Annotated in this window: 33 protein-coding genes, 2 tRNA genes, 1 pseudogene and 1 riboswitch; of the genes and pseudogenes, 20 read left to right on the top strand and 16 right to left on the bottom strand. The window is 37.4% G+C overall.

Annotation, left to right across the window (positions count from 1 at the left end; genetic code table 11):
* Nucleotides 1-117: 117 nt before the first annotated feature.
* A riboswitch (FMN riboswitch) is annotated at nt 118-232 on the bottom strand.
* Between the two features lie 295 nt (nt 233-527).
* On the top strand, nt 528-1,058 hold the full coding sequence (locus tag BUF11_RS06600) for a hypothetical protein (protein WP_073588059.1): 531 nt from the start codon (nt 528-530) through the stop codon (nt 1,056-1,058).
* 171 nt (nt 1,059-1,229) lie between these two features.
* A complete protein-coding gene (locus BUF11_RS06595) occupies nt 1,230-1,970 on the top strand; it encodes a hypothetical protein (protein ID WP_207665470.1) in 741 nt (246 codons plus the stop codon).
* A gap of 52 nt (nt 1,971-2,022) precedes the next feature.
* Here the strand turns inward: BUF11_RS06595 and BUF11_RS06590 are convergent, their stop codons facing one another.
* On the bottom strand, nt 2,023-2,421 hold the full coding sequence (locus BUF11_RS06590) for an ABC transporter permease (protein WP_084558520.1): 399 nt from the start codon (nt 2,419-2,421) through the stop codon (nt 2,023-2,025).
* Nucleotides 2,399-3,853 carry a recombinase family protein gene (locus BUF11_RS06585; protein WP_084558519.1) on the bottom strand — a complete coding sequence of 485 codons (1,455 nt, stop codon included), beginning with the start codon at nt 3,851-3,853 and terminating at the stop codon, nt 2,399-2,401. The genes BUF11_RS06590 and BUF11_RS06585 overlap by 23 nt, the downstream gene beginning before the upstream one ends.
* Before the next feature lie 519 nt (nt 3,854-4,372).
* Between BUF11_RS06585 and BUF11_RS24290 the strand changes: the two genes are divergently transcribed.
* Nucleotides 4,373-4,519 carry a hypothetical protein gene (locus BUF11_RS24290; protein ID WP_175561999.1) on the top strand — a complete coding sequence of 49 codons (147 nt, stop codon included), beginning with the start codon at nt 4,373-4,375 and terminating at the stop codon, nt 4,517-4,519.
* 55 nt (nt 4,520-4,574) lie between these two features.
* Here the strand turns inward: BUF11_RS24290 and BUF11_RS24285 are convergent, their stop codons facing one another.
* Both BUF11_RS24285 and BUF11_RS24280 read right to left on the bottom strand, forming a co-directional pair.
* Nucleotides 4,575-4,745, bottom strand: a complete 171-nt coding sequence (locus tag BUF11_RS24285; RefSeq protein WP_175561998.1) for a hypothetical protein — start codon at nt 4,743-4,745, stop codon at nt 4,575-4,577.
* Nucleotides 4,746-5,107: 362 nt separating this feature from the next.
* Complete coding sequence (locus BUF11_RS24280; protein ID WP_175561997.1) at nt 5,108-5,275, bottom strand: hypothetical protein; 168 nt, start codon at nt 5,273-5,275, stop codon at nt 5,108-5,110.
* A gap of 371 nt (nt 5,276-5,646) precedes the next feature.
* Here BUF11_RS24280 and BUF11_RS06580 point away from each other — a divergent pair, with 371 nt between their 5' ends.
* Together BUF11_RS06580 and BUF11_RS25205 are read left to right on the top strand one after the other, a co-directional pair.
* The gene (locus tag BUF11_RS06580) at nt 5,647-6,315 is read left to right on the top strand and encodes a hypothetical protein (RefSeq protein ID WP_073588058.1); all 669 of its coding nucleotides are present in this window, start codon (nt 5,647-5,649) and stop codon (nt 6,313-6,315) included.
* Nucleotides 6,316-6,877: 562 nt separating this feature from the next.
* A pseudogene (locus tag BUF11_RS25205) lies at nt 6,878-7,320 on the top strand (IS3 family transposase); the annotation flags it as partial.
* Nucleotides 7,321-7,409: 89 nt separating this feature from the next.
* On the opposite strand, the gene BUF11_RS06570 reads toward BUF11_RS25205, so the two are convergent.
* From BUF11_RS06570 to BUF11_RS06550, 6 genes are all read right to left on the bottom strand, one after another.
* Nucleotides 7,410-7,850, bottom strand: a complete 441-nt coding sequence (locus tag BUF11_RS06570) for a hypothetical protein (protein WP_073588056.1) — start codon at nt 7,848-7,850, stop codon at nt 7,410-7,412.
* A gap of 225 nt (nt 7,851-8,075) precedes the next feature.
* Nucleotides 8,076-9,116, bottom strand: coding sequence for a hypothetical protein (locus tag BUF11_RS06565; RefSeq protein ID WP_073588055.1), 1,041 nt, complete (start codon nt 9,114-9,116; stop codon nt 8,076-8,078).
* A gap of 231 nt (nt 9,117-9,347) precedes the next feature.
* Nucleotides 9,348-9,785, bottom strand: coding sequence for an Ltp family lipoprotein (locus BUF11_RS06560; RefSeq protein ID WP_073588054.1), 438 nt, complete (start codon nt 9,783-9,785; stop codon nt 9,348-9,350).
* A 372-nt stretch (nt 9,786-10,157) separates the two neighbouring features.
* On the bottom strand, nt 10,158-10,619 hold the full coding sequence (locus BUF11_RS06555) for an ABC transporter permease (protein WP_073588053.1): 462 nt from the start codon (nt 10,617-10,619) through the stop codon (nt 10,158-10,160).
* Nucleotides 10,600-10,773: a hypothetical protein gene (locus BUF11_RS23995; RefSeq protein ID WP_175561996.1), complete on the bottom strand. Its 174-nt coding sequence runs from the start codon at nt 10,771-10,773 to the stop codon at nt 10,600-10,602. Before BUF11_RS23995 ends, BUF11_RS06555 begins: the two co-directional genes overlap by 20 nt.
* A gap of 10 nt (nt 10,774-10,783) precedes the next feature.
* Nucleotides 10,784-12,442 carry a recombinase family protein gene (locus BUF11_RS06550; protein ID WP_073588052.1) on the bottom strand — a complete coding sequence of 553 codons (1,659 nt, stop codon included), beginning with the start codon at nt 12,440-12,442 and terminating at the stop codon, nt 10,784-10,786.
* A 114-nt stretch (nt 12,443-12,556) separates the two neighbouring features.
* Here BUF11_RS06550 and BUF11_RS06545 point away from each other — a divergent pair, with 114 nt between their 5' ends.
* Complete coding sequence (locus BUF11_RS06545) at nt 12,557-12,763, top strand: hypothetical protein (protein ID WP_073588051.1); 207 nt, start codon at nt 12,557-12,559, stop codon at nt 12,761-12,763.
* A 381-nt stretch (nt 12,764-13,144) separates the two neighbouring features.
* Here BUF11_RS06545 and BUF11_RS06535 read toward each other — a convergent pair whose 3' ends face one another.
* Nucleotides 13,145-13,810, bottom strand: coding sequence for an ABC transporter ATP-binding protein (locus tag BUF11_RS06535; protein WP_084558517.1), 666 nt, complete (start codon nt 13,808-13,810; stop codon nt 13,145-13,147).
* Nucleotides 13,811-14,373: 563 nt separating this feature from the next.
* Here BUF11_RS06535 and BUF11_RS06530 point away from each other — a divergent pair.
* The gene (locus BUF11_RS06530) at nt 14,374-15,252 is read left to right on the top strand and encodes a DegV family protein (protein WP_073588049.1); all 879 of its coding nucleotides are present in this window, start codon (nt 14,374-14,376) and stop codon (nt 15,250-15,252) included.
* A gap of 185 nt (nt 15,253-15,437) precedes the next feature.
* Here the strand turns inward: BUF11_RS06530 and BUF11_RS06525 are convergent, their stop codons facing one another.
* Nucleotides 15,438-16,736, bottom strand: a complete 1,299-nt coding sequence (locus BUF11_RS06525; RefSeq protein WP_073588048.1) for a LysM peptidoglycan-binding domain-containing protein — start codon at nt 16,734-16,736, stop codon at nt 15,438-15,440.
* Between the two features lie 165 nt (nt 16,737-16,901).
* Between BUF11_RS06525 and BUF11_RS06520 the strand changes: the two genes are divergently transcribed.
* A tRNA-Pro gene (locus BUF11_RS06520) sits at nt 16,902-16,975 on the top strand.
* A 10-nt stretch (nt 16,976-16,985) separates the two neighbouring features.
* Nucleotides 16,986-17,058 (top strand) — tRNA-Thr (locus tag BUF11_RS06515).
* 149 nt (nt 17,059-17,207) lie between these two features.
* On the opposite strand, the gene BUF11_RS06510 is transcribed toward BUF11_RS06515, so the two are convergent.
* From BUF11_RS06510 to BUF11_RS06500, 3 genes are all read right to left on the bottom strand, one after another.
* Nucleotides 17,208-18,503, bottom strand: coding sequence for a tyrosine-type recombinase/integrase (locus BUF11_RS06510; RefSeq protein WP_073588047.1), 1,296 nt, complete (start codon nt 18,501-18,503; stop codon nt 17,208-17,210).
* 526 nt (nt 18,504-19,029) lie between these two features.
* Nucleotides 19,030-19,326: a hypothetical protein gene (locus tag BUF11_RS06505; RefSeq protein ID WP_073588046.1), complete on the bottom strand. Its 297-nt coding sequence runs from the start codon at nt 19,324-19,326 to the stop codon at nt 19,030-19,032.
* Between the two features lie 12 nt (nt 19,327-19,338).
* Entirely contained in the window at nt 19,339-19,878 is a 540-nt protein-coding gene (locus BUF11_RS06500; RefSeq protein ID WP_242952337.1) for a helix-turn-helix domain-containing protein, read from the bottom strand.
* A 45-nt stretch (nt 19,879-19,923) separates the two neighbouring features.
* Between BUF11_RS06500 and BUF11_RS06495 the strand changes: the two genes are divergently transcribed.
* The 11 genes from BUF11_RS06495 (at nt 19,924) to BUF11_RS24265 (ending at nt 25,122) form a co-directional block, all read left to right on the top strand.
* Complete coding sequence (locus tag BUF11_RS06495; protein WP_242952336.1) at nt 19,924-20,154, top strand: helix-turn-helix domain-containing protein; 231 nt, start codon at nt 19,924-19,926, stop codon at nt 20,152-20,154.
* A 126-nt stretch (nt 20,155-20,280) separates the two neighbouring features.
* Nucleotides 20,281-20,940, top strand: coding sequence for a Rha family transcriptional regulator (locus BUF11_RS06490; protein WP_073588372.1), 660 nt, complete (start codon nt 20,281-20,283; stop codon nt 20,938-20,940).
* A 16-nt stretch (nt 20,941-20,956) separates the two neighbouring features.
* Nucleotides 20,957-21,382: a hypothetical protein gene (locus BUF11_RS24695; protein ID WP_242952335.1), complete on the top strand. Its 426-nt coding sequence runs from the start codon at nt 20,957-20,959 to the stop codon at nt 21,380-21,382.
* Nucleotides 21,383-21,745: a hypothetical protein gene (locus tag BUF11_RS06480; RefSeq protein WP_073588044.1), complete on the top strand. Its 363-nt coding sequence runs from the start codon at nt 21,383-21,385 to the stop codon at nt 21,743-21,745.
* Nucleotides 21,679-22,863: an AAA family ATPase gene (locus BUF11_RS06475; protein WP_084558515.1), complete on the top strand. Its 1,185-nt coding sequence runs from the start codon at nt 21,679-21,681 to the stop codon at nt 22,861-22,863. Before BUF11_RS06480 ends, BUF11_RS06475 begins: the two co-directional genes overlap by 67 nt.
* A gap of 199 nt (nt 22,864-23,062) precedes the next feature.
* Nucleotides 23,063-23,299 carry a hypothetical protein gene (locus BUF11_RS06470; RefSeq protein ID WP_139243317.1) on the top strand — a complete coding sequence of 79 codons (237 nt, stop codon included), beginning with the start codon at nt 23,063-23,065 and terminating at the stop codon, nt 23,297-23,299.
* Nucleotides 23,289-23,441, top strand: coding sequence for a hypothetical protein (locus tag BUF11_RS24270; protein ID WP_175561995.1), 153 nt, complete (start codon nt 23,289-23,291; stop codon nt 23,439-23,441). Before BUF11_RS06470 ends, BUF11_RS24270 begins: the two co-directional genes overlap by 11 nt.
* A gap of 124 nt (nt 23,442-23,565) precedes the next feature.
* Nucleotides 23,566-24,024 (top strand): hypothetical protein, encoded by a 459-nt coding sequence (locus BUF11_RS06465; protein WP_073588042.1) that lies wholly within the window; start codon nt 23,566-23,568, stop codon nt 24,022-24,024.
* Nucleotides 24,021-24,353 (top strand): hypothetical protein, encoded by a 333-nt coding sequence (locus BUF11_RS06460; RefSeq protein ID WP_073588041.1) that lies wholly within the window; start codon nt 24,021-24,023, stop codon nt 24,351-24,353. The genes BUF11_RS06465 and BUF11_RS06460 overlap by 4 nt, the downstream gene beginning before the upstream one ends.
* Nucleotides 24,350-24,955 (top strand): hypothetical protein, encoded by a 606-nt coding sequence (locus BUF11_RS06455; protein ID WP_073588040.1) that lies wholly within the window; start codon nt 24,350-24,352, stop codon nt 24,953-24,955. Before BUF11_RS06460 ends, BUF11_RS06455 begins: the two co-directional genes overlap by 4 nt.
* Nucleotides 24,952-25,122 (top strand): hypothetical protein, encoded by a 171-nt coding sequence (locus tag BUF11_RS24265; protein WP_175561994.1) that lies wholly within the window; start codon nt 24,952-24,954, stop codon nt 25,120-25,122. Before BUF11_RS06455 ends, BUF11_RS24265 begins: the two co-directional genes overlap by 4 nt.
* A gap of 149 nt (nt 25,123-25,271) precedes the next feature.
* Here the strand turns inward: BUF11_RS24265 and BUF11_RS06450 are convergent, their stop codons facing one another.
* On the bottom strand, nt 25,272-25,856 hold the full coding sequence (locus tag BUF11_RS06450) for a hypothetical protein (protein WP_073588039.1): 585 nt from the start codon (nt 25,854-25,856) through the stop codon (nt 25,272-25,274).
* Nucleotides 25,857-25,931: the final 75 nt, after the last annotated feature.

Here is a 25,931-nt window from a genome sequence, read left to right as displayed (position 1 = left end):
CTTGAACATGTAAGTTCAAGGCAGTAGCTCTATAAGTATTCCTTTTATAAACAAAAACTCTGAAATGAAAAATCATTTCAGAGCAATATACAAAAGAAAAGCAAATAACGGCTTTTATAAAATCTTCTTCCATCCAGACTGTACTGTCGGCTTCGGAGTTTCACCGAATCATACCTTGCGGCTTGTGGGCTATACCACCGGTAGGGAATTTCACCCTGCCCTGAAGATATATATTCAATTGCATTTATTATAACAGGAGGAATAAGAGTTGTCAAACACGAAAAATCACCATAAGGATAAAGACGAAAGAGACAATCCGACAAGTGAAATGTTGAAATATGGTAGGGATTGTATTATCATGAACTTATAGCGTTTTTAGTATTTTGTTTTTATAACGAAGAATATTATAAATGCACATTAAAAGGTACTTGTGGAATTAAGCCCGGGAATAAGTTGAAAAATAAATTTTTCAACTACGTATTCAGGAATATTAAATCGAAGATTTAATATTCCTGAAAGGAGATAAAATGAAAAAAACAATGGTAGAAAACAGATTAAATAATGCGTTAAAAAGATTATACTATTTTGATAATGAAATTATTGATAACTATTCAAATGAAAGATCTATTACTCACAGATTAGCGATACATTTAGGAACAGTATTTTATGAGTGGGATGTTGATGTTGAGTATAATAGAAATCTTAATGATATTAAGAAATTCAATGAGTGGACAATGAAATTATTGCATGACTTAAGCGATAATATGGACTTTTTAACGGGAGCAAAGACTGTTTTCCCGGATATTATTATACATAAAAGGGGAACAAGGGATAATTTGATTGCTATTGAGGTGAAAAAAATTAATACTTCGGAGAGATTAGAACAATATGATATTGATAAAATTAAGGGATACATTTTAGATGAGAGTTTAAATTATCAATATGCTGCATTCATTAAGCTTGGATTATCAAGTGATAATAATAAATATAAAATTGTTTTAAAGAGTAGAGAAGAGGTACAATTAGAGCTTACCCATGGAGAATTGAACTTTAGCTAATAGCATAGGGTCCAGGTGCTTCATGAAAATCAATGCTCTTTGATTTTCATGGATTAAGATTCTGCAATGATAAGCAGATAATCATTCATCCTCAAAAACACATGCAGAGATATGGATATTATCGAAATGCAATTATTATAAACCTTTTATAACAAATAGGTGCATTTTATTTTGAACGGTGTACAGAACGGGGTGGGTATGGAATTAAAGAGCAGTCAGGAAGATTTAGCGAAACGGGGATTCGCATCAATAGAAGATATAGAGAAATTCAGTACACTATCAAGGGAAGAACTAATTGATCTGCTGCATTCGGATAATGCGGTTTTTCGTACAGCTGCCGCATGCAATCTTTCCTCCAGACAGGGGATGATTACCGGAGAATTACTTAAGCAGCTTCAAATTGAACAATGCTTATATACAAGAATTGCAATTTGTGAGAGCCTTAAGAAAGGTGATATCAATACAGCAGAGCAAATGGCAGATTATCTCGGTAAGATAGGAAATAACCAGCATAAAAAATTACCGGGTGCTGTTTCAAAGAAAAAATCCTATCCATTGCCAAGAGACATCATAGCCCGAACAATTGGAAGTATGGATATATCTGTATTTCCCGCACTTGTTGAGGTTATAAAAAGTAATGATATATCCAAAATCAGTGAGGCGTTGGATGCTATCGGATATATGGTATTCTATCATCCTCAATTGGCAACACATCAAAATGCAGAAGTAATCGTTTATGTGGTTGAAAAATATGCAGAAAATGAGCGGATTCTCTGGAAAGCTATGATGAGTTTATCTGCATTTGGACTGGAGGAATGCAGGGAAGTTTTATTGAGTTTTGCAAATGATGATACGGTAGTGGGCTTGGAAGCGCGCCGGTCGCTGGATATTTTAAAAACAAAACCGCTCTGATTCGGGGGATTCCCGGAAGCCAGAGCGATTTTTCGTTACTTGTGTAATTGTTCTATTTATATTTTTTTTCAAAATAGCTAAGCAGCTGATACAGAAAGGTAGCCAGTATACATAAGATTACGATGGACATAATGACATAATCCAGCTTAAATACCTGACTGCCATAAATAATCAGATATCCCAGGCCTGCCTTTGCGGCCAGGAATTCCCCGATAATGACACCGACTAAGGAAAGGCCGATGTTTACCTTCATGATACTGATAATCTGTGGAATATTGCAGGGAATTACAACCTTCCATAAGATATCTTTTTTAGTGCCTCCCAATGTGAGAATGAGTTTTTTCTTGTCTTCCTCTATACTGGTGAAATTAGTGTAGAGGGTAATAATTGTGCTAAAGACAGCAACAGAGAGAGTATGATAAGTACAATTATTCCCGTAGAAAGAAATCAATGTTGTTTTCCCGGTCTATGACAATTCGGTCAATGATTCCAAGCCAGAAAATCTTGCGTTCGGCCGGAGACATTTCTTCATAAAGACTGTTGATATCCTGTTCAAGGTATGCCTTATACTTTTCAGTAGCAGCTGGTTGTACAGGGACAATGGAATCTAATTGAGCAGTAAGCAACGCATATTCCTGCTTATAGGAATCTTTATCTATAAGATCATCCAGGTAAAGGTCCTTCAATTTCTCCATACGTTTTTTTGTTTTAGCTGTATCATTTTTTTTCACTGACGCTGATAACCGTCTTTTTTCCATCGCTACTAACGTTTCTTGCATTTCGCATTTTATATTATTTAGCAGATAGTTTTCAAGTGCTTCTTCATTGATACACTTTGTATGATTGCAGGCATAATTGACAACTGCCTCACGGCAGCGGTAATAATGGAATTCTTTCGGACCGTGCTTTTGCTTCTGTATGGTGAAGCTGGCCGTCATAGTATGTTTACATTCCTTACAGAGTATTAGGGTAGAGAAGAGGTAGGTTCTGCCTGCTGTCAGCTGGTTTTTAAATTCTCTTACGCCGCGGTAATTCTGTATTCTGTAAAACATATCACGGTCAATAAGGGGTTCACAGAAGTCTTTATGCCCTCTGAATTCGCCTATGTATATTGTATTTACAAACATTCTGCGGACGGAATAGTCATATATCTTATAATCATATTTTTCTTTTGCCAGGCGGACACAGCCAAGCAGAGAATGGTGGGTGTCATAATAATTAAAAATATCTAAGGCAATCTGACTGGTATCTTCATCGATAAACAATTTTGAATTCTCTATTTTATACCCAAGAGGAGCTCTGTTGGCGGGAGTTTCACCCTTGGACCTCTTATTTTCGAATACTGCCTTAATACGTTCACTGGTGCGGTCCGCTTCATCCTGGGCGATGGAGAGCATGATATTGATATGCAGCCTGCCATTTGCCGTAGAGGTATCATAAATCTCATAAATTGTCTTCCAATTTACCTTGTATTTATCAAGTTTTTCCTGAACCTTATAATAATCGGCTATATTACGAAACCACCGGTCGAGCTTCGTAAAGATTATTACATCGATTAATCCCTTCTCAACATCTTTCAGGAGCCGGAGGAGTTCTTTTCTATGGGAGAGCTTCTTCCTGGCGGTCAGACCGGCATCTATGTAATAATCAACAATTTCCATATTGTTTTGTAAAGCATGCTCTGTTAAGGCGTCTTTTTGTGTCTCTACAGATAGGCCGTTGATTTTCTGCTCTTCCGTAGAAACACGGATATAGATTGCAACCCTAACTTTTTTAATTATCGGACTATACTCATCCAGATAAGTCTGAAAAGTATTCTTTAAGTTATAGTTAATCTGCTCCATCATAAGCACCTCCGCTAATAATCTATTATTTTTAGGCATAAAAAATACACCTATTGAGGTGCAGAGGTTTGAATGATATGATAATCGTGTTGAGAGGTATTTATATCGGTGCTTTGCATCGAATAGTATCTATGAAAAGCCGTTCCGGTGCTGGTAACACTGGGGCGGTTTTTTATTTAAACATTGGCTATACTCGATTGCTATTTATCTAAGTATTTTTTCTTATATTCAGGATAAGTCATACTCTTATCAACATAAAGTTCTTTTCCTGTCACAGGAACTTCCGCTGCTCTCTGGCCCTTAGAATCTTCAAAGTAAGGTGCTGTTGTGCATCAGCATAGTCTATGGAATGGCGGAGCTGTTACACCGGGTTTATAGTCTGCCATGTCAAACACTTTGCCATCCATTATATAATCAGTTTCTTTATCTTTAAAATACAGTCTATTCAATAATAGTCGTTCCTTGGATTTGTCTAAGCCTTTTCTTAAAAGGAAGATATTTGCAACAAGTACAACCGTTAACTCATATCAATATATAAAGGAATAGAGGTGAATCCGCATGATGTATGGGAACCTTAACCCAGACCGATTCTGCAGGGTTATAGAACAGATAATGAAAGCCAGGGAAGAGAATATGGAGGTTAAGGTAAGTTTAATCTCCAAGGAAGAATCAGAACGCAGGAAACAGCAGGATAAAACCGCTTAGGCGGTACTTGGAGGACAGGCCCTAGCAGAATGATTCAATGCCAGAGCCAATTTAATCAATCATTATTAATAGTTTCTAATGCTTTTTTGTAGAAATCTGTAATTGATTTAGCAGTCTCTTTTGAATCGGAGGACGCAGTAATTAAACCATTTTCAATAGCTTTTATAGTTAATTCCTTAGCAAAAGCAATTGTATTGGATAAGTTTAAATTGTAACTATCATCCATAAGTATTTTCCCCTTTCTTTTGTACCTGGCTCGCCAGCCTGTAAGGGGATTATACCATAAATACCCAATGTATAAAAGGAGAGGAGGGAAGAGTAAAATCATCCGGATTATCGGAAACCGGTGGCTGCAAAAGCAAAGAATATGGGCAGACTGATTAATAAGCAATATCAGCTGATAGCTGTTGAGATATAGAAGAAAGAGATAGAAGCGGAAATGGACGATTATGCTTTTGCATGGGAGCGGGACCAGATGGTAAAGCCATTTCGTTTATTGAAACAATGGCAGCATAAAAGAAAAGAGAAAAGTCTCCAGCCATGTAAATATTTATCGGCTCCATGATGAAATATGTACAGAGAGGGAAATCAATCCCCTTCTGGTCCCTCCTTACGTGGACGAGATGATTCTGGAGGCGGCTCCACGGTGGTATCATCAGATTCGGCGTAATTACTGGGATGCGGCAAATCTATTTCTGGGATATTGCCATCATCATAGACATTGGTAGTTTTGGGTTTGTTAGGTTTAGAATTCATAGCGCACCATCCTTTCTTGGATAGTGTGAGTAGATGCAAGAAATTTATACAGGAGTTATTTGAAAGCTTGTTTTTATAGTACATCAAATCAGGGTTTAACTGAATGATAGAAAGGAGGCAATCACGACCAGAGCAGAATTACATAGAGCCCAACGTGAACGGGGAGTCGTGACAATGGAGCAGGTGGAAAAGGACCTCTGGGAGCTGGCTGGAGTTAAATTGGAGGGGTGCCAGGAGGATATATAAGTTAGTCACATTACCTGTCTATATGAATATTATAATATGTGACACAATTCGCTAAAAAACTTAAGATTTTTTTGTAACGAGAAATTATATTTGTGTCTTAATTAATAATGAAAAGAAGGGTAAATATGAATTTATTATGTAATAGGCCAACCTACAACAGAATAGAAATTAGTTTACCTACACCGCCAGGCGTAGCACCTTTGCCGTCATCTATCTACTTTAATGTTGATACACGCTTTACCGATGCTCAAATTTTACGCATTAGACAAATACTTGTTACGCTTATTGGTTATTGGCGGCAACATTATGAACAGAAAGCAGCAAGTTCTATATCACAATGGGCTGAGAGTTCACAGAAACACGCAGTAAATAAATTGACACCTTTATGGTACAGAGGGTCTTGTGTAACAAATGGATTGGAAGCTACCAATTTTGCTATGGATATCTTAACTCAGCGTTTTATAGAGAATGGGACGGGAAAAGTCCGTGTAGCAAAAATTAAGTACTGTATACCTAAACAGGGCGAAAAGTTAAATATACATTCTAAAACTGCAATACGGAAAAACAGGGTCGCTTTAAATATGACTATAAACCCTCAAATACTAGATAATACTACTTCTCAAATTACCCTCTTAGACGGAGCTATGATATATGCATGGTATCATAGAATGGGATACGTTCATCCAAAAAACACGTATATTTCATCTTTTATTGCCGAAAATCCCATGTGTCTTATGCGTGAATTTCAAGATAAAACACAAAATGAGGATATTTTCACAAAATACCTTGATTAATGTATTGTTGTAATAGAAGAATAAACGAAGGATTTAAATAGTTAAGGTAAGTCGAAATGGACAGTGATACAAAAATATTATGCTATGTGTGGAATGCACAGCAGAGCTGAGTGATAAACTGAAAGATAACAGAATCGAGGAGGAACCTTAAAACAAGAGGAGTGGCCAGCAGGTTATCCTACTGGCCGTTTATGAAAAAAAGTTTATGTTAGCAAGGTGGGGAACCTTGTTTTACGCTATGAACTAAGTATAACGTTCATATGTGTCCTGGGTATGAAGGGTTATTGAAAAGATTGTGAACAGAAAGGAGAAAAGGATGATATTTTGAGAAAGGTTACTAAGTAAATTATTATTTGGTAAAACGCGGGAAAATGCTGACCTTGAAATACAGGTTCAGCAAATAGCAATGATAAAGATAAATTCTTTAGTTTCCTTTTGAAAGCCATTCATGCTACATGCGAGGCACCTCTAATATAATGGCAATGTATGCTGGGGAACTTATAAGACTTAGTTCATGTATCATTTCTCCCAAATCTTCAGTCTCACTTTTGATTTCATCCGCGTTTCAGAAAAAATAGTACGGAAAATTATGTCTGAATGTGAGTTGAAAGTTAAGGCTAAACGCAGGAATAAGTACAACTCATATAAGGGTGAGATTACACCAGCAGTTCCAAATGCCATTGAACGTGATTTTCATGCTGATGCACCAAATCTTAAATGGTTTACTGACACAACTGAATTTGCTATTCCTGCATGGAGGATCAGCATAACACCGGTCTTCAGCGGTCCATGTCAAGGAAAGGTTGCTCTCCAGACGATTCAGCCTGTGAAGGCTTCTTCGGACGTTTGAAAAATGAAATGTTCTACAATCGCAACTGGTCAAGGGTAATAATAGAACAGTTTACAAAGATCCTTAATGAGTATCTTTCCTGGTACAATGAAACCAGAATTAAAACATCACTTGGAAACATGAGCCCACTGGAGTATCGGCTGGCAGGTATATGATGGCACAAAGAAAGCCCTGGAAAAACATTAGTACAGAATTTTACATAAAAAAGGAGCGGAAAATATCCGCTCCTAAATATTGTTTAACACTACTGATTTCCAATAAAAGTTTGATACGTATCTACTGTTAAGTCAGTGTAGGCCTTTAATACAACGACGTATGATGCATCAGTTGAAGATTTAGGAATTGTATATCTAGGAAACCTATCAGTGATAATCTGGCTATCAAAGTATAGCCCGTAATTCACTTTATATATTGATAAGCGATAACTATGATACTCTGTATCCCCAAGCCCAAGCAAAAATGAGAAATCATTTCCAGCAGGCACGTTAAAATATCCATGATTTTCATTTTCGAGCACCACCTCTTGATATTGTGATACTTCTAAAGAAGGATTGTAGAAAAAAGCTTTCGTGCTGTCAGAAATATTTATGCAAATAGGAACTGTGGCAGCCTGTGCAGTTGACGGTGCAGAAAACAAAACAACAGCCAGAGCCACTGCTAAAATACGAGATAAAATTTTTTTCATAAAATATAACCACCTTTCTTCTGTGAGTAAACCATTGCTGGTTTAATTAAAAGTATTTGTGATATATCTGTTGTGCCAAGCCTTAAACAAGTTTCATACTATTTAGCTCTTTCCGGATTGAGTTTCTAATATATACATATTTTAACAGTTGCCTTTGCGATAGTAAATAGACATTTATACCCAATAGATAAAATAAACCCGGAGTTTTATTCCTCCGGGTGCAATTTATTGATTAAATTCTTTTAATTCAAAACTTGATATTTTATCAAATGAAATATATTCTCTAATTCTAAGATATGGTGAAATATTTGACGCTTTAGTAAAAGTATAATATGACTTACCTGTGCCATCTGACTTTTGGTCATACCATGTAATAAATTTATCGACATCGATAACAGGAAGGGTATATTCCTTTGTCCCTCCATTCGTCATTGTTATTACTAAAGTTGCATAGTTACCAATATAATCCGGATTAGTTATGGCTGTAGGCGTAGCAGAGGCTTCATTTGAAGGTGTTTTCTCATTTCCTGATACAACAGGAACAATAACATAATAATATGTGGTACCATTAGTAAGTTCTGCATTTACATATGAGTTAGTTGTGCTTGTACCAATAATTTCATAAGGGGCACCTGCTGTTGCAGATCGTTTTATAGTATAACTTGTAGCTCCATCGACAGCATCCCAATTCAATATGACTTTTGAATCTCCGGGAGTGGCTGTTAGTTTTGGTGACTGGTAATAGTCTATTAAGTAACCATCACTATCAATATCAATAGCATCAAGACATATATTTTGAGATGACGTCATGTCAGGAGAGGATTTAATTATGACTGTGTGAATTCCAGGTTTTAGGCTACTTTTTTCGTATACTAATGATTGCCAAGCTGATGAAGAGCCATATTCTGAAAAAGTTTTATATTCTCCATCTATAATGATAATATTATCAGTTCTTTTATTAGAAAATGTACTGCTTATAATTCTTATTTTAGTTCCATAAAATTTAAAACGTATTGTAGAGTTATCCCCTCCCCAACTATAATTTTCAGCATGATTCCATGCATTGACAGCAGTACCTTTAGTTTCTCTGAACCATGCTCCTTCATAGTGTAATTTAGGGTCTTCACTGTCAAATCTTTGCCATCCTTCTTCAGGTGAAGTTAATGGTTGCCCAACCGTAGCAGCATCAGCTCTAACAGGTGCGATGAATAACACAGATAGTAAAAATAAAATTGTAAAAATACATAATTTCTTTGATAGTTTCATCTTTTGTAATCCTCCTCAAATAGTAGTATCCATATTATATGGAAGATACAGCCAAAGAAACAGACTGTTAATTCCAAAATTTACATTATATAATGAAGATTTGACATAATATGACATGATAAGAATATAAAAATCCCGGAGGGTTTATTCCTCCGGGATACAGATTAATAAAAAACTTTATATTTACCAAATCCAATTCTTTCCGGATATCAGCATCAAACATGTAATGTTTTAATAGCCTACTGCATTAGAACCATATTCTGCTTGTTTCCTAGTAAACCCATCAAATTCCAATTGTTCAATTAATCCGCTACGTGAAAATGAAGAATAGTTTAAGTATTGTTGTGCTTTTAAGGCGGCTTGCTCGTTCCAATCTGCTCCGCAATTGTCTGCTGCATAGGTTGCGTCTTCGGTTGAAAACCCATCAAATTCCAATTGTTTAATTAATCCATTGTGTGAGAAAGACGAGTAAGCTAAATATTCTTTGGATCTGCTCAATGCATTTTTTTGACCCATAGTTAAACTTGATGTTTCAGCAGAAGTTGTAGGGGCAACCTCTTTCGGTTCTTCCGTTACTTCCTTCTTAGATTCTTCTTTTGGTTCTTCTACAATGTCTTTGGCTTGTCCAGTATTTGATGGAATTTTTTTCTTTCTCTTCCTCTCCACCATCAATAAGAGTAAATAACACAACCAGCACTACTACACCAATGATTATAAATTTTAGCTTTCCGCCTTTTTTATTTTCCATAATTTATTTAAAGTGTAATATAGTGTAACTATTATGGGAGAATAGTCCTATTTTGTCAATAAAAACCCCGGCCATTACGACCGGGCATTCCCCTCTGGAAAAAATTATAACATAACTACTGAAATAGTCAATGCCTTTTTGAAAAAATCCCCAAGTTTTTGATACCTGGGGAAAAAGAGGGAGATGATATATATTTAATCTGAATTAATACATATTTATTATATAGGAAGATATTTACCTGTTACAATAGAGCGTTTGGACTACTTCTTATTATGTAATTGTATTTTTACAACTCACTCAACGGACACTGCCGCCACAATTATTGTTTTTACATTGTTTCCCAGCCATACGATGAATACCGGAGCCAGTGCGGATTTTGGAAGGCTGTTAAGCACTACAAGATAGGGCTCCAGCACTTTTGCAAGCTTTTCATTCCACCACAGTAATATGGCAATTGCAATTCCAAAGACATTTACAATTGTAAAGCTGACAAAGGTTTCAAGAAGGGTAATGCCGGTGTGATAAAATATAGTGCCGTCAGCTGCCATATCAAGAAAAGTCCCTGCCACCCTGGAGGGACTGCTGAATATAAAGGAATCCACCAATCCGATACGAGTGGTAATTTCCCAAAGAGCCAGAAAAAATAGGATGATTAAAAGTTGCAATAGGCGGATGGAGCGTTTTCTCTTATAATATTTCTTTAAAAAAAGCTGGTGAGAAGGAGAGTAAGTGTTCTTAGCCGCTGATTTTGCCATGACTTAACTCCTTCCAAATTAGGTTGAAATAGTCTTTGAATTCCGGAGAACTTCTGGCTTTAAAGGGGGTTCTTTCATCCAGAGTAAGAGTCACATCTATTTCACGTTTTATGGTTCCTGGACGGCAGCTTAATACAATGATACGGTCAGCCATAGAGACAGCTTCACCTATCAATACCAAAATGCTGCCCATCCGGTGTACGAAAGCTTATGTATGCTGTATTTCCGTCCCATTCTATTCTGTCAATCATTGCATTTACTATTGCTTTTTTACTGTTAATACTTGCTTCTGCCAGGAGAGATTTTAATCCTCCTTTCTTATTTGAAAAAAATGGGGACTTTTCTGACGTATAATCTTTGTTTATTGAAGTCGAGAGTATAGTTATCTTTTGATCAATTTCGCCTGCTTGCCTGTCTAATTCTTCAAGTCTTGGAAGAAGGTATTTTTCCAAAAGGGAAGAGGATTCTTTTGAAAGGCGGCTTACAATTGTGTTTATCTCATTTTGACATCTTTCTTTTTCTCTTTCCAAAGCTATTAAGGAGGAAGCAGTATTATCTTCCTCCAATTTTCCTGGGGTATCTTTTTGTTTTAGATATTTTAATATTTTATTGTAATCAATAGAGTGTTCCAGATAGCTCCATAAGATATCCATCAGTTTATCATCAAAATCCGTTCCGTTTATATTGGCAATGGTACATCTGATTCCCTTTGACAGCATTTTCATTTCGCAGGCATAGCTAAAGCGGGTATGGCCATTACTTTTCCTAATATTTTTAATACGCATTTTAGCTCCGCAGTCCAGACATTGAATTTTACCGGAAACCAGGGAAAAGGAAGAGGTATCCTTTCTGGGGGAGGCTTTTTCCTTATTTTGTTTCAGTCTATTTTGTACTTCTATGTAGAGATTTCCTGCTATGATTCCCTTATGATTGCCTAATGCGATTATCCATTCGGCAGGCGGGCGTTTTTTGCGGCAGGATTTTTTCTGCTGGTTCGTCCGGTTATAGCATAGGATACCCTTACTCCCATCAAATTCATTTTTAGGGAAGGTTATGATACAGCCCAGCTTTGAAAAGTAATTATGAGAAGCTTCATCTCCCATGCAGTAAGTCGGATTTTCTAAGATCTGTGCAATGCTGCTTTTATTAAAGAAACAGCCCTTTTGAGTCTTGATATCATAAGCAAGGCAATAACTCTCAACAGCAGAGAGGCTGCCAGATTCTAAGTATTTATTGAATAAAAGGGAGACAGTTTTTAATTCCTCTTTGCATGGGACAAGCTGGTATAACTTTCTTTCCTTGAATTCAGAATCAAGATAAATGACTTCCCTGGAAGAAAAGCCAAGAGGTGTAAGCCCACCCAGCCACCTGCCCGTCTTAGAGAGGGCGAGCATATTGTCACGGACTCTTTCGGCGATAGTCTCCCTTTCCAGTTGTGCAAAGACGGAGGCTATGTATATCATGGCCTTCCCCATTGGTGTGGAGGTATCGAAATTTTCGGTGGCAGACAGAAATCCCACATTCATTTTTTCTAAAAGTTCCAAGGTTTTTGAAAAGTCAGATACATTTCTGGTAATCCGATCAAGCCGGTAACACATAAGCACTTGTATTTTTCCATTTTTAATATCTGTTAATAGTTTTTGAAATTGCGGTCTCACGGAAGTAGCAGCGGAGAAGCCTTCATCTTCATAAAGAATGAAATTCTTTTCGGAAACGGAAGACAAATGAACTGCTGCGTAATCTTTGCAGTATTGGATTTGATTGTCTATGGATTCACCTTTTTCCGAAAACTTGGATTTTCGGCTGTATATGGCAATGTTCATAATACACACCTCCTAACTAATGTATATCCGAAAGGAAGCAGTAACATGATGATTCTTACATAAAACAAATCCAAGGCGAATAGTCTGTGATAAGATATTTAACTGGAAATAAATATGAAAATTGTCATTAATAATGTCAATGATGGAATGAGGCTTGCTGCTGATATCTGCAATCAACTGATAGCGGAAGCTTTGTATCAGAGGGTAATAGGAGAGGCGGAGCCAGACAGGTATGTGGTGTATGAGCAACTAATAAGTTATATCGAGGAGCTAAGCAGAGACTGTGACGGAAGCAAAAAAATAAGTAAGGAGCTGCCGTAGAGCTTTCTTGGTCTGAAAGCTCTACGGCAGCTCCCGGGTGTGAGGATTTAAACATTGGATAATAAATGGGGCATGAATCTATAATTTACTTTAAAAAATATGATTAACGACCCCACGGACCAGGTCCCCACGGGCCGGGTCTTCTGGGAGGTCTGGGACCCCAAGGACCAGGGCCATGACCGGGACCCCAGGGGCCGGGACCATGACCGGGACCCCAAGGACCAGGACCCCAAGGACCAGGACCCCAAGGACCGGGACCCCAAGGACCGGGACCCCATGGCCGATTCGGCCAGCCACCTCCGCAGCCGGGACAACCAGCCTGTTTTACGTCCTTATTGTTTGGATTGTCAGACATATAGAATTCACTCCTTTGCTTTTTTATTAATATATGAAAGAAGTTGAAATAAGGTGAATTTTGACAGAAAAAGAAAATAGTATTTTGGTTGGTATAGCTTCTGATATGTCGTGGGTAATTAAGATGGCTGTTTTATGCTCTTTCCTTATAATACCCCATATATCGTCGGAGACTTCAATACGGGTCTGATAGTCAAGAGCAGAAAAGGGTTCATCCAGAAGAAGAATATCGGGCTCTAACAGAAGCGTTCTGATAAGAGCGGCTCTTTGCCTCATACCGCCGGATAAAGAAGAAGGTTTGGAATCACGAAATGTTATAAGACCATAGGTTGAAAGCATTTCATTGATACAAACATAGCTGTTGTCGGTCAGCTTATGCTGTATCTCAAGGCCAAGAGTGAGATTTTTTTGAGTGGATCGCCATTCCAGTAAATGATCCTTTTGAAGCATGTATCCAATATTTTTGCCAGATGATTTTAAATCTTTTCCATCTATTAGAATTTCACCGGTATCAGGGAGAATAAGCCCTGCTATCAATGAGAGTAGAGTTGATTTACCACAGCCGCTTGGTCCGACGATAGCGAGAAATTCGCCGTCATTAACATGAAAAGAAACATCTTTTAGAGCCGTTGTTTCTCCGTCTAAACTATGGTAGGTATAGCTTACATTGTTTATTCTTAATAACTCTCCCATAGGCTCCTCCGATTTTATTATATTGTATTATATGAAAATATGGCGAATAGTGTGAAATAAAAGGCAATCGAAAAATATTCCTTTCGGATAATTTGTCAAAATGCAAGACTTTCAATTATTTGGTGTATAGTGTGAATTATTGAAAAGCATAATTCACACACAAGGTTTATGCCTGCGAAATCCTCGGCACAAACTTGAGGTGTACTGAGAAGGGATGGCAGTATGTGTGAATTATTGAAAAGCATAATTCACACACAAGTTTATGCCTGCGAAATCCTCGGCACAAACTTGAGGTGTACTGAGAAGGGATGGCAGTATGTGTGAATTATTGAAAAGCATAATTCACACAAGTGCCTGCGAAATCCTCGGCACAAACTTGAGGTGTACTGAGAAGGGCCGGCAGTGGTGTGAATTATTGAAAAGCATAATTCACACTCTGATTTACTGCCCTGGGAGTCAGTGTAAAATTTATTGAGAAATCACATGTAAAATCTATACAACAACGGTAATTATCAGGTATAATATATTTGTAAGTTTACATAAAATTAAAAGGGAGATGAAAGATGAAAGATTTTGTTATTACAACAGATTCAAATTGTGATTTATTACCCGAGTACATTAAAGAAAAAGGGGTAGGAATCATCCCCCATTACTACGAATTGAATGATACGGTGTATGGAGAGGAAGTCAATCTTACACCAAAAGAATTTTACGACAGTATGAGGAATGGATTAATGCCCACAACTATGGCCAGCAATCCGGCTGTAATTCATTCTACTTTTTTGAAATATATAAATGAAGGAACGGATATTTTGCATATAAGTTTTTCATCTGCTCTAAGCGGCGGTTATAGTAATGTGGCTGCTGGTGCAAGAGAATTATGTGAAGAATATACCGAAGCGGTCATTATTGTATTTGATACATTAAATGCCTCCTTGGGACAAGGTCTGATGATTATGAAGGCAGTAGAATTAAAAGAAGCAGGCAAGAGCCTTACGGAGATAGTGCAATGGCTTGAAAGTCACCGTGAGAACTTCTGCGTACAATTTACGGTAGATAATTTATTCCATTTGCAGCGGGGCGGAAGGATATCGAAAATGACTGCTATCGTTGGAAGTATGATTAATATCAAGCCTATTCTTGTTATTAACGAGGAAGGAAGATTGGTTTCAGCCGGCACCGTCAGAGGGCGCAAAAAATCCCTGTCAACCATTGTATCAAATATGGCGGAACAGATGGGAAGTTTTATCGACAACCCCGGCACTATTTGCGTGGTTCATGGGGATGCAGCAGAGGATGCTGAACATGTTGTCAAACTTATAAAAGAAAAGGTAAAAGATGCTCATGTAATAGTAAATGTAATCAGCCCAAGTATTGGAGCGCATTCAGGCCCCGGAGCGATTGGAATCTGCTTTTTTGGAGAGCGTAGTGTGAATTATTGAAAAGCATAATTCACTTTTGATTTGGGCAGTTTCGCAAGTAAACTTGCGAAATGCATTGGTGTTAGTGTGAAATAAAAAACATTTGGGTCAGAGGGAATTAGTGATTTACTATAAACTATATTGATGATTTGAAAGGGGATAGCAATTATCCCCTTTAACAATGGTTTTTAGTAAAGTATAGGCCATTAAATATTGTCAAAAGGTCCGATAATCTCATATTGAGTATTAACAATAAACCACATTTGAGTAAAAAAATGCATGATATTCCAGATTGCTGAGCCGGAAAGACTGTATTCCTGAATTAATCCGAAAAGTACATCAATACTTCTGGCGTCTTTAAACCATACAATATGGTTGATATCTATATTATTATCTCTGCTGGTATAAGTGAAATAAGGCGCCATAGCTTCATAATCAAATTGAATATTAGCTCCAACATCAGCGGCTAATAAAACGGCTGCATCAGAGGTTAAGGCATTGGCTGTGGCATAGCCATTTTGTGACGTTAAGTTCCAGTCATACCCGATAATTGGTACTCCTAAAAATATCTTTTGAGAAGGTATTTGTGTAATGGCATAGTCCAGATTTCTTCTCACGATATTGACCTGGGTTACAGCAGCAGGGGGACCATAGGTATAACCCCAATTGTAAGAGAGCAGCAGGATATAATCTACAAGTTCGGCTATGATACTGTAATCAACATTAAGATAAGTAATCCCTTGAGGAAGGTCAAAGATTTCAGGAGTAAGAGTTAGCATAATGAGTAGTCCTTGTTCCTTTAGAAAAGAAGAAAAAGAACTAAGATTTATTCGGAGGATATTCAGGGTTTCCTCGGTAACTTTTTGTACATAAATATTTATACCAAGATATCCCTTCTCAATCATTTTAGCAATAATAGCGGTGAAGGTAATTCTATTGGTTTCTTCAGAATTTATTTGAGTAAAATAAGAATTTGAAGTGTTTGAATCAGCAGAGTTATAAGAGCTTAATACCATAATCGGAGCAACGCCGTAAAGCTTTGCCATATTGATAAGCGGATCATCGTCATTTCCTGTTAGTGTTCCATCAGGAGAAAGGGAATACCCAAATATAGTAAGGAAACTAAGATAGGGTAAGGTCTTTTTTAAAATTGCCTGGTCAATAAAAGGATAGACAAAACCATTGGTTTTAAGGCGTCCTTTGTTATTATCATATCTTAAAGCTAATTGTTCACCGGGATAAAGGTAACTTCTGGCTGACAATTGGGGATTATTTCTTAACAACACAAGTGGTGATACACCGGTTGATGCTGCTATACTGTATAAGGAATCGCCCGGCATAACAGTATAAACTTCCAAAGGGTAGACTATGGCAATAGTCTGTCCGACAACTAAATTATTATAATTTACAATTCCATTATCCCGGATAAGAGTTTCCGGTGATACTTTATAGGCTTCAGCAATAGAATATATCGTGTCACCCGGTTGTACCACATATATTGTCATAGGAGACCTCAAATACAAGTTTCTACTTAAATATATATTCCATTTTTATGAAGTAATACATATAATTGTAATATTATTAGGCAAAATATATTAATTTCATCTTGACTTTTTGCCTTGAAAGTAGCATAATAGTTTGGCAAGATTAATTTGTCAGTATATTCAAAACGAGGTGTGGCTCAGATTGGTAGAGCGCTGCGTTCGGGACGCAGAGGCCGTGGGTTCGAATCCCGTCACCTCGATTTTTTATTTGCTGGAATAACTCAGTCGGTAGAGTACCTCACTCGTAATGAGGAAGTCGAGGGTTCGAATCCCTTTTCCAGCTTATTAAAAAGACAGTTAAATCAAGGGCTGTAGAGCTCATGAGAATCGTAGAGCACTCTGAAAAGGGTGCTTTTTTCATGCTTTGGGGTTTGTCTGGGGTTTATTCTCAAAAAAAATACCAGGACACTATTTTATGTCCTGGTATTGTGACTACGCTTTCTTTATAAGCATGCTGCTCAAAGAATCAGAAGCTTTTTCATCTGACTTTTTAAGGCTGTGAGCATATATGTTCATGGTGGTACTGGTCTGAGCATGTCCAAGTCTGGCCGATACCGTTCTGACGTCGTTATTATCCGATATTAAAAGAGTAGCAGACGTATGCCTTAATCCATGCAATGGAATATTTGGCAGTTTATCTTCTTCATTCTCCATTGTGGCATTGTATTTCTTGATAATATCTTTAAAGGTCCCATATGGTGTAGCCAGGTGCATTTGCTTCCCTGTGGATTGAATAAACACATAGTTGTCACCAAGCCATTGGTCACCTATGGATAGTTTGTATACAAGTTGTTCAGTGCGATATTTCTTTGCCAGATCCATAACCGGAGCTGGTATAGTGATAACACGAATAGAGCTTTTATTTTTAGGGGCTTTTGTTATCATCTTTTTCTTAACGTATCCGGTTGATTTATTAATGTTAATGGTGTTATTTATAAAGTCTATATCATTCCAGGTTAAAGCTATTAGCTCGCCGCGCCTCATGCCACCAAACAGAGCCAGATTAAAGAATACTTTAAATTGTGTTGGGATGCTTCTGGTTTCTATATATGATTGAACGTAATACTTCTTTCCGGTATCGTCTATTCTGTAATGCGCCTTATATTTAGTCGCGTACTCCATTTCAAGAGCGTTTAAGAAGGAAATAGACTGTTCCAAGGTAAAATGCTTTACTTCGTCTGTCATTTTATTATCTTTTGGAGGCGATACACGATCACAGGGATTGGAGTCTATGAGTTGCCATAATACTGCCTGGGTTAACATGCTACTTATGATTGCATGATTCTTTTTTATTGTTACCGGGCTGTACCCGCCAGATTTTCCATCCTTTCGGACGCCATCTTCAAGAAGGTTGTTATAGAATTTCTGCAGGTGAGTTGGGTTTATTTTTGCTAATTTTAAGTGACCGATTGCGGGTATTATTTTATTATTAAGTTCATCTACATAATCTTCAAGAGTAGTATCTTCTAAGTGCTTATCAGAATATTCTTTAAGCCAATATTCATAAAATTCAGCAAAGGTCATTTTTTCGCCGCTAAGATACTTGCCATTCTTAACCTTTTCTTCAAACTCAAAAATAAACTTTTCCAGTGCTTTTTTCTGCTGCTTCTCTGTCGTTTCTGAATCTGGTGTGTAGGTGATTTTCTCTCTGATCTGCTTGCCAGTCACATCATAACCATTACTAACTGTAATTCGGTAGCTGTTACCTCTTTTTTCTACTGTAGCCATTGTATCAAACATCCTTTCGTATTGTAATGAAAGAGCCTGTATGTTACAATAAACCTGTTCAGAGTTATTGTATAGGCTCTTGCTTATATGGTATCTATTTAAGCCGTCCTGGTTGCAGCCGGGGCGGTTTTTTAATGATGATATATATCGTTAGTAATATATATTGTACAAAGTATATATCGTTGACAATATACCCCTGTAGGGGTATAATATGCTTATCAAGACAGCCGGAGGATAGATGCACCTATCCATTCCGGTATAAAATTATTAGATCATAGAAATAGTCGTCCTAACCTTTACCAGAGAGCAGGACGGCTATTTTTTGTGCTTGTTATCTCTAACGAGTGTAATGATAGCTACAAGCATAATTACAAATGTGAATAATTCACTATATGTAATGTACATAAGCACCACCCCTTTCGCAAGACTCGAAACGGATGGCATGACCGTCCTACCGGCTGCCTTACTAAGCATATTATGCTGTCAATGTGAGAACTCGTGGTAATATTGAGCGTTAAAGACTATATTATTTTCTTTTTATGGGTGTATTAATACCGGGTTGATAGATACTTGCGCTAATACTTACGCCACATTCAGAACATTTTTGTTTCAAAAGCAAATCGGGTATTTTAGGATACTTTTTATTCCATCCATATAAAGAATAAACTTTATCGTTATATGAACCGCAATAATTGCACTTTTTACTTGTGGTTACATATAAGGTATCAATCTTCCATTCCTTGCATTTTGGTACTAACCGTTGAATTGATATATTTTCAATTGGATGCGGAGAAGAAGTACTTACTTTTTTAAACAAGCTCATTGCATACTCCTTTCATTCTTCTGTAATATTTTTAGATTTATCTAAGAGCTTTTCAATGTTATAGCGAATGTCTTTATCAGCCCTCAAAAACATATCATCAAATGCTTTGTTTCTAACAACATATTTATATCCCTGATAATCAGTAATTTGCATTGCATGAAGACCTAAAGGTTCAAATTTATAATTATGTGTTCTTAGTATTTCCATTATTAATTCTTTGCGTTTTTGGTCATTATCTTGTATCCATTCCCATGTTGCTTTGACACGTTCGTTTTCCTCCATAGTTTCAAGAAATTCAGATACATGAACGCCTAATGCATCAGCAATCTTCTTTAAAGATTCAATTTTAGGATTATAATTGCTCGCCTCGTATTGCTGAATCGTAATAGTAGCTAAACCTGACAATTCAGCAAGTTTTTTTTGTGTCAGTCCTTTTTCTTTTCTTAAGGTTCTTATTTTTTGACCGGTATTCATTTCATCACCCCCAGATAATAATAACACAATATCTGGAATTTGAACATATGCAAAACCATATTTTTTTATTATTGACACATGTAAACACATGTGATAAGATTACAATAACACATGGATAACCATATGTCAAATTCATTTGTAAAGGAGATGAAAAGAGTGAAAGCAGACAGAAAGAAATTAGAAATTGCTATGGCAACTGCGTGCATGAATTCAGAAGATTTGCAGAAAGCGGCAGATATGCCAAGGCCCACATTAAATAATGTGATATCTGGCCGTAATGTTCGCCCCGGCACAATAGGCCGTATTGCGAAGGCGTTAGGCTGTAGGGTGACAGAAATCTTAATTGAAGATTAGTTGAGCTGGCTCAACTATCACCCTGCAGCTCTGCCAGGGTAAAAGAAAATCTAATCATGGTAAATCTGAAGGCCTGGGAAATAAACATCACATATTGTTCTGATGTCAGAACAGAAAGGAGATATATTGAATGATTTAGTAATCCTGAAAGGGAAAGAGGTTTTTACTGACAGTTGGATAATTGCAAAAGGAACAAACAATCAACATGAATCAATTGTGGCTTTAATTATCAAATATAAGTCTGACTTTGAAGATTTTGGATCCATTGAATTTACCGATTTCAAATCGGGAAAAAGAGGTCGGCCGACAAAAATTTATCAGTTAAACGAACCACAGGCTACATTGTTAATTACATACCTGGATAATACTGAGATTGTAAGAATGTTTAAAAAGGAGCTGGTCCGCCAGTTCTATGCAATGCGCAGACTAATTCAGGAGCAGCAATCCAGCGAGTGGAAATTCTTCCGGCAGCAAGGTAAGACAGTACGGTTATCTGAAACGGATACCCTTAAGGAATTTGTTGAGTATGCAAAGGCCAGAGGTAGTACCAATCCTAATAAGATTTACACCAACTATACCAGACTTGCTAATAAGACAGTGGGTATAAAGAGTGTTAAGGATGCCACCACAATACAGCTTAATTACTTGATTCTGGTGGAGAATATCTTTATCCAGATCATTCTGGCCGGTATGGTTGCAGATAGAGATTATCATGATATATACCGAGATTGTAAGGAAAGAGCTACTCAATTAAGCAATGCGGTTACTATAGGGATTACAGCATAGGAAAGGAGAGTAAGGTATGAAGTATATTATAACCGGTGACTTCCAGGGGCAGAACATTACAAGAACCGCTTATAGTGATTTCCAGGCATTCACTCTTATAGGGCAACTTGGCCAGGAGGGAATAACCGATATCAGCATGAAAGCAGTCAATGAAGCAGAATTAAATAATATCCTTCCGGAAGAGAAGCAGAGCAGCCAGGGACTTGCCCGGATGCGAACCGCTCACCAGGCGGCGGATTATTTTAAGCAATTGGATCCGGAAACGAGTTTCACTGAATATCACATCAACCGTTTGATTAAAACAGGAGTACTGCCGGTGTTCAAGTCTGGTAATAAAAGACTTATTAACCTGGACAAGCTCATTCAGTATCTTAACAGTGAGATCAGGGAACAGGAGCCAGCCAGTAAGGATTACGGTAAAATAAGGCGAGTAGGTGATTAAGTGCCAGATAAGCAATCATTTTACCAAGAAATCAATGAAACTACGATTTTTGACGAGAACTTCCACAAAAAAGTCTATGGATACAGCGTATGTGATGAATCATTTCTTCCTACAGTAGCTGCCAAGTTAACCGGCATAGGACGGAAGGATGTCATACAGGCTTATAATGAATGGTTCACCAGGTGGAAAGCCGAAGATGACAAGGTCATGAAGAGTGTGGCTGAATGGTACATGAAGGAGTGTGATAAGAAATTTGAAGAATTTCAAAAAGAACAGCAAGAAAAGGCGGTGGAAGATTGGAAGCAAAAGAAAATAGCTCTTCTTTTAGAGAAAAAGAACTTGCTGCTATTGACAGAGAATTAGAAGAGCTGGAAGCTATGAAACCAGGTATCATCAAACCAGAGCCGGAAGCATGGGAAAAGCTTAAGGGCGGTAAAACTAAGAAAGCAACCTGTACTAATCTGGATATGGTAACTATGGATACTGCAAGTGAAAAGGATCCGCACTGGCTTATTACGGATTACATGCCCAGGTATCAGATTACATCATTGGCTGGTGATGGCGGTTCTGGTAAAACTACAGTCTGGTGTGCTATAGCCGCTGCGGTGAGCAGTGGAAAACCTTGTTTTTTATTAGACGGAAAAAATATTCCGATTGAATTTAAGGAAGGCGAACCACAGAAGGTAATGTTTTTTTCGGCCGAAGATTCTTTTGAATATACCCTTAAAAGGAGATTAAGGAAAAATGGAGCTAATTTAAAGAATATCATATCCATTGACATAGCAGACGAACGATTTCAAGAGATTAAATTTAATAGTCCTTTTTTAGATAGTCTTTTGGATAAGTACCGTCCTGGATTATGTGTCCTTGATCCTATTCAAGCTTTTGTACCGCCTGATATCCGTATGGGTGACCGGAATGCTATGAGAGCTTGTTTAAGCCCATTAATAGGGTATGGTGAAAAATACGGTACAACCTTTCTGATTATTGAACATGCTAATAAGCAATCTGGTGTATGGGGTAGAAAGAGAATAGCGGATAGTGCTGATATATGGGATATATCTAGGAGTGTTATTCTGGCCGGAGAAACCAATGAACCGGGTATAAGATATCTGTCACATGAGAAATCGAACTATGGAATGACTGGAAAGACAATTTTATACGGCATAGATGATGAAATTATCCAGTTTAAAGGGTATAGTGAAAAAAAGGACAAAGATTTTGTGACAGAAGTTGACTATTCTGCACGCCAGGCCCCACAAAGAGAAGACGCTAAAGAATTTATTCTTGATTTCTTGAAAGATGGGGAAAAGGAAATATCAGAACTTGATGAGCTAGCACAGGCTATGAATATTAGTAAAAACACATTGGGTAGAGCTAAAAGTGATTTGCGAAATGAGGGTAAAGTAAAATCATGGTCAAGAGGGTTTAACCCTAAGAAATGGTACATAGCCCTTATAGCCACTGATAAAAAGGATTAATACGATAAAAATATAGTGTTTATAGGTATTTACCGTATTACTCATGTTGGGGTAGTACGATGTAATACGAGTGAATACATAACTACGTATTCCCCCAAGGTGCAAAATACGTAAAAGGTGTACAGTTAAAAGGATTTAACCGTATTACACCAATTAGCCATTGTATATAAGGTGGTAGGCAGTACGAGAAAGAGAGGTAATGATGATAGAAGGATGCAGTAAGTTAATGTTCAGAGGATTTCAAGAAGCTGCTGTTAAAATTATCGCAGAGGAATTAAATAAGCAAATGCCAAAGACGGAGCTTGAATTGGCAAATATGATTTCAGAGTTTGGTGCTACTGTATTGGTAACTGTGGTTAATGATACAGTTATGGTATCTAATATGACAGGAGTCTTTGACGATTTTATGAATGGTGGTGAAGAAGATGCAGAATGAAGAAATATTAAAATCAATCGCAGATGCACTGGAAGGAATAAGCAATCAGCTTGATCGGTTGAATGAAAATATTGAGAGTATAACAGGTACTTTTCAAAATCGTACATTTCTCAATGTTGTGGCATCCGTCCATGAAAATTAGAACAGCCCTTAACAATGTTCCCGCATTGCTAAAGGCCAGAGTAACCCACCAACCATTCAAAAGCCGGTTACACCATAAATATAACATTGGTGAAGCTCCGGCGCAAGAGAAAAGGAGAAAATCTATGTATAATGATAACCTTATTAATTTATCAGATAAAGTAGCAGATTCTGAAACTGCAATTGAAAAAGTGAAGTTGGTATTAAGCATGTTAGTCGATAAATATGGCTTTTCAGAAAAGAATGAGGAGCAGGGCAGAAAGAAGCTGCAGCTTGATGCAGATAAAATTATTACTTATCTGTTCATAGCTCTTGATTATGCCAATTCTACCGATTCCGAGCTTAAGCAGGTATCAAGGCTGCTTAGTGACATGTCAGAACCGGAACAACCTACAGGAGACCTACTGACACAGATTGAAGGCTACATAGTACCAGAGCAGTATGACTTAACCACAGAAGAAGTAAAAAAGATTGTGGACAAGAGCAATAGGGGATTATTTGAAACAACCGCAAATGCCTTTGCTGCTGGGTTTATAAGAGGGCAGGAAGCGGAAGCAGACAGAGGAAAGAAGGTGTCTTTATGAGTATGACAGCATCAAGAGATATAGCACCGGATTTCATAGATATGTTATCTAAATTACCTTTGGACATTGTAAATGCTATGGAATCCAGCTATGCAGCCGGATTGATGGATAGAAAGATTACCCAGGCGGACAGATCTATTCTGCGGAGCATCCACGATGAACAGTTGAAACGGCAGCATAAAGCCGTATTCCTTCCAGAAGCAAAGAAGTGCCTACACTGCCATACATATCATCCCCAGGACAAGCAGCACTGCCCGGAGTGTGGCCGGTACCTTTATAGTTGCGGTGATATTTATCAGCCGAAAGTAAGGAAGAAGGTGCAGGGATGATTGATAAGGACATATTCACAGATGAAGTTGTATATGCCATTCTCAAAAGGAAACCAGAGATTAACCGGACTTACATTGTTCTTTCCAAGCTAATGAAAATGTACGATATGGAAACCTATGCTTCTGCAGCAGAAAACAGGATCCTGGATAGTGAATCAATAGGGTACGCTATTGAAAAGGATCATGTTGTACTGGATGTGTTTGAGAAGGATATCTGGTTAGATGAAGTAGCTCTTCATCGGTTCAGCTACATCCTGGAAGGTTATATCAGTGAAAGCAGCTATGATAAATTCCTTGACTATGTAGGGAGCCTGGAGCATACCAGAAGGATACATAACCAGGCATTGGAAATGTACCAGGGAAAGAGCCTTAAAGGCCTGATTAGCCATGTTGTGGAGCATAGGAAGTATAAGAATACATTCCCAAGTGAATTTGAAATGATATGTTACTGGTGTAAGTTAGAGCTATTGAGCCGGACACCGTTCCCCAGGCTGTATTACTTCTTTAAGGAGCTGCCGGATAGACTTAGATTTAATTACCTTAAACAAGCTTTACATAAAGCCTTTCCGGAATCTAAGACAGGGAAGAAGGTGCAATCATGAGCATGAGAATAACAGTATCCTACGAAACTCCGGAAGAACTTAAGACAGTGCTTGCCCTCCTGGATCCTGTGATAAAGGACTGGAATAAGGCCAGTAAAAAAGCCGGCCAGTATAACAGGGTATACATAAAGACCAGAATCAAGGAGGAGTCAGCCTATGTCAAATGAGTATTACAAGCAATACATAATAGAGCAGCTTAATAAGATTCAGGATACAAAGGTATTGAGAAGGATTTATCTGTTTATCCAGGCTATAACTGCATAGGAAAAAGAGAAGGTACGTGACCGTCTGGCTGCGTACCTTTGTTTCTCACATACTATTTAATTAATTCAGGAAATTGTGGCTTTACAACTAATTTGTGATTCCTTATACCTTGAGGGGTATAAATTTTAAGGATTGCTTTGTATGATTCTGATTTTTCTACATTTAAATCTCGAAAGAAAAAATAACCTTCAACCGATGAAAATGAAGAAATCTCAATGGGAAGATTTATGTGTTTATACCCATAACTTGATTCCACAAAAATATTGTCATATTCATCCTGTTTATAACTGGCTGCCACTGAAAAGTTATCAGATGTACGATTATATAAGACACTTTCGCTATCGTTTATCCTTATAGACATTTTTAGTATGGTGGTATTGGTTTTGGATTTATTCACTATTTGTAACCAGGCAAACAGCAAGTAAGGAGTATATAAACTGATTTCATCTCCAAAGTCATTTTGACCAACATCTATGCCATTAAAACCCATAAAAGAAGAAGCGGATTCATTAACTGGATGAATTACAAGAAATTTTAACCGTTCCTTTACCAGTAAGAATAAGGAAATAACTAAGCCGCTTATACCTGTAATTGCACCTAATGAAGCTAATATGTTATTAAATAATTCTTGTGTCAATTGACCTACCCCCTTAGCATCGGTATTTACAACTATTAAAGATTATACAATAAATTCCATGCTATTACCAGTGTT

The sequence above is a fragment of the Anaerocolumna xylanovorans DSM 12503 genome, from assembly GCF_900143645.1.
Classification (GTDB): domain Bacteria; phylum Bacillota; class Clostridia; order Lachnospirales; family Lachnospiraceae; genus Anaerocolumna; species Anaerocolumna xylanovorans.
Note: the sequence above shows the minus strand (reverse complement) of the source record. Positions and strands in the feature narration are given on the sequence as shown.

Bases quoted from the DNA above. Each gene is read 5' to 3' on its own strand.
- BUF11_RS06600 (WP_073588059.1), top strand. From the start codon at position 528: ATGAAAAAAACAATGGTAGAAAACAGATTAAATAATGCGTTAAAAAGA.
- BUF11_RS06585 (WP_084558519.1), bottom strand. From the start codon at position 3,853: ATGCCTAAAAATAATAGATTATTAGCGGAGGTGCTTATGATGGAGCAG.
- BUF11_RS24290 (WP_175561999.1), top strand. From the start codon at position 4,373: ATGATGTATGGGAACCTTAACCCAGACCGATTCTGCAGGGTTATAGAA.
- BUF11_RS24285 (WP_175561998.1), bottom strand. From the start codon at position 4,745: ATGGATGATAGTTACAATTTAAACTTATCCAATACAATTGCTTTTGCT.
- BUF11_RS24280 (WP_175561997.1), bottom strand. From the start codon at position 5,275: ATGAATTCTAAACCTAACAAACCCAAAACTACCAATGTCTATGATGAT.
- BUF11_RS06580 (WP_073588058.1), top strand. From the start codon at position 5,647: ATGAATTTATTATGTAATAGGCCAACCTACAACAGAATAGAAATTAGT.
- BUF11_RS06570 (WP_073588056.1), bottom strand. From the start codon at position 7,850: ATGAAAAAAATTTTATCTCGTATTTTAGCAGTGGCTCTGGCTGTTGTT.
- BUF11_RS06565 (WP_073588055.1), bottom strand. From the start codon at position 9,116: ATGAAACTATCAAAGAAATTATGTATTTTTACAATTTTATTTTTACTA.
- BUF11_RS06560 (WP_073588054.1), bottom strand. From the start codon at position 9,785: ATGGTGGAGAGGAAGAGAAAGAAAAAAATTCCATCAAATACTGGACAA.
- BUF11_RS06555 (WP_073588053.1), bottom strand. From the start codon at position 10,619: ATGGCAAAATCAGCGGCTAAGAACACTTACTCTCCTTCTCACCAGCTT.
- BUF11_RS23995 (WP_175561996.1), bottom strand. From the start codon at position 10,773: ATGGCTGACCGTATCATTGTATTAAGCTGCCGTCCAGGAACCATAAAA.
- BUF11_RS06550 (WP_073588052.1), bottom strand. From the start codon at position 12,442: ATGAACATTGCCATATACAGCCGAAAATCCAAGTTTTCGGAAAAAGGT.
- BUF11_RS06545 (WP_073588051.1), top strand. From the start codon at position 12,557: ATGAAAATTGTCATTAATAATGTCAATGATGGAATGAGGCTTGCTGCT.
- BUF11_RS06535 (WP_084558517.1), bottom strand. From the start codon at position 13,810: ATGGGAGAGTTATTAAGAATAAACAATGTAAGCTATACCTACCATAGT.
- BUF11_RS06530 (WP_073588049.1), top strand. From the start codon at position 14,374: ATGAAAGATTTTGTTATTACAACAGATTCAAATTGTGATTTATTACCC.
- BUF11_RS06525 (WP_073588048.1), bottom strand. From the start codon at position 16,736: ATGACAATATATGTGGTACAACCGGGTGACACGATATATTCTATTGCT.
- BUF11_RS06510 (WP_073588047.1), bottom strand. From the start codon at position 18,503: ATGGCTACAGTAGAAAAAAGAGGTAACAGCTACCGAATTACAGTTAGT.
- BUF11_RS06505 (WP_073588046.1), bottom strand. From the start codon at position 19,326: ATGAGCTTGTTTAAAAAAGTAAGTACTTCTTCTCCGCATCCAATTGAA.
- BUF11_RS06495 (WP_242952336.1), top strand. From the start codon at position 19,924: ATGTCAAATTCATTTGTAAAGGAGATGAAAAGAGTGAAAGCAGACAGA.
- BUF11_RS24695 (WP_242952335.1), top strand. From the start codon at position 20,957: ATGAAGTATATTATAACCGGTGACTTCCAGGGGCAGAACATTACAAGA.
- BUF11_RS06470 (WP_139243317.1), top strand. From the start codon at position 23,063: ATGATGATAGAAGGATGCAGTAAGTTAATGTTCAGAGGATTTCAAGAA.
- BUF11_RS24270 (WP_175561995.1), top strand. From the start codon at position 23,289: ATGCAGAATGAAGAAATATTAAAATCAATCGCAGATGCACTGGAAGGA.
- BUF11_RS06465 (WP_073588042.1), top strand. From the start codon at position 23,566: ATGTATAATGATAACCTTATTAATTTATCAGATAAAGTAGCAGATTCT.
- BUF11_RS06460 (WP_073588041.1), top strand. From the start codon at position 24,021: ATGAGTATGACAGCATCAAGAGATATAGCACCGGATTTCATAGATATG.
- BUF11_RS06455 (WP_073588040.1), top strand. From the start codon at position 24,350: ATGATTGATAAGGACATATTCACAGATGAAGTTGTATATGCCATTCTC.
- BUF11_RS24265 (WP_175561994.1), top strand. From the start codon at position 24,952: ATGAGCATGAGAATAACAGTATCCTACGAAACTCCGGAAGAACTTAAG.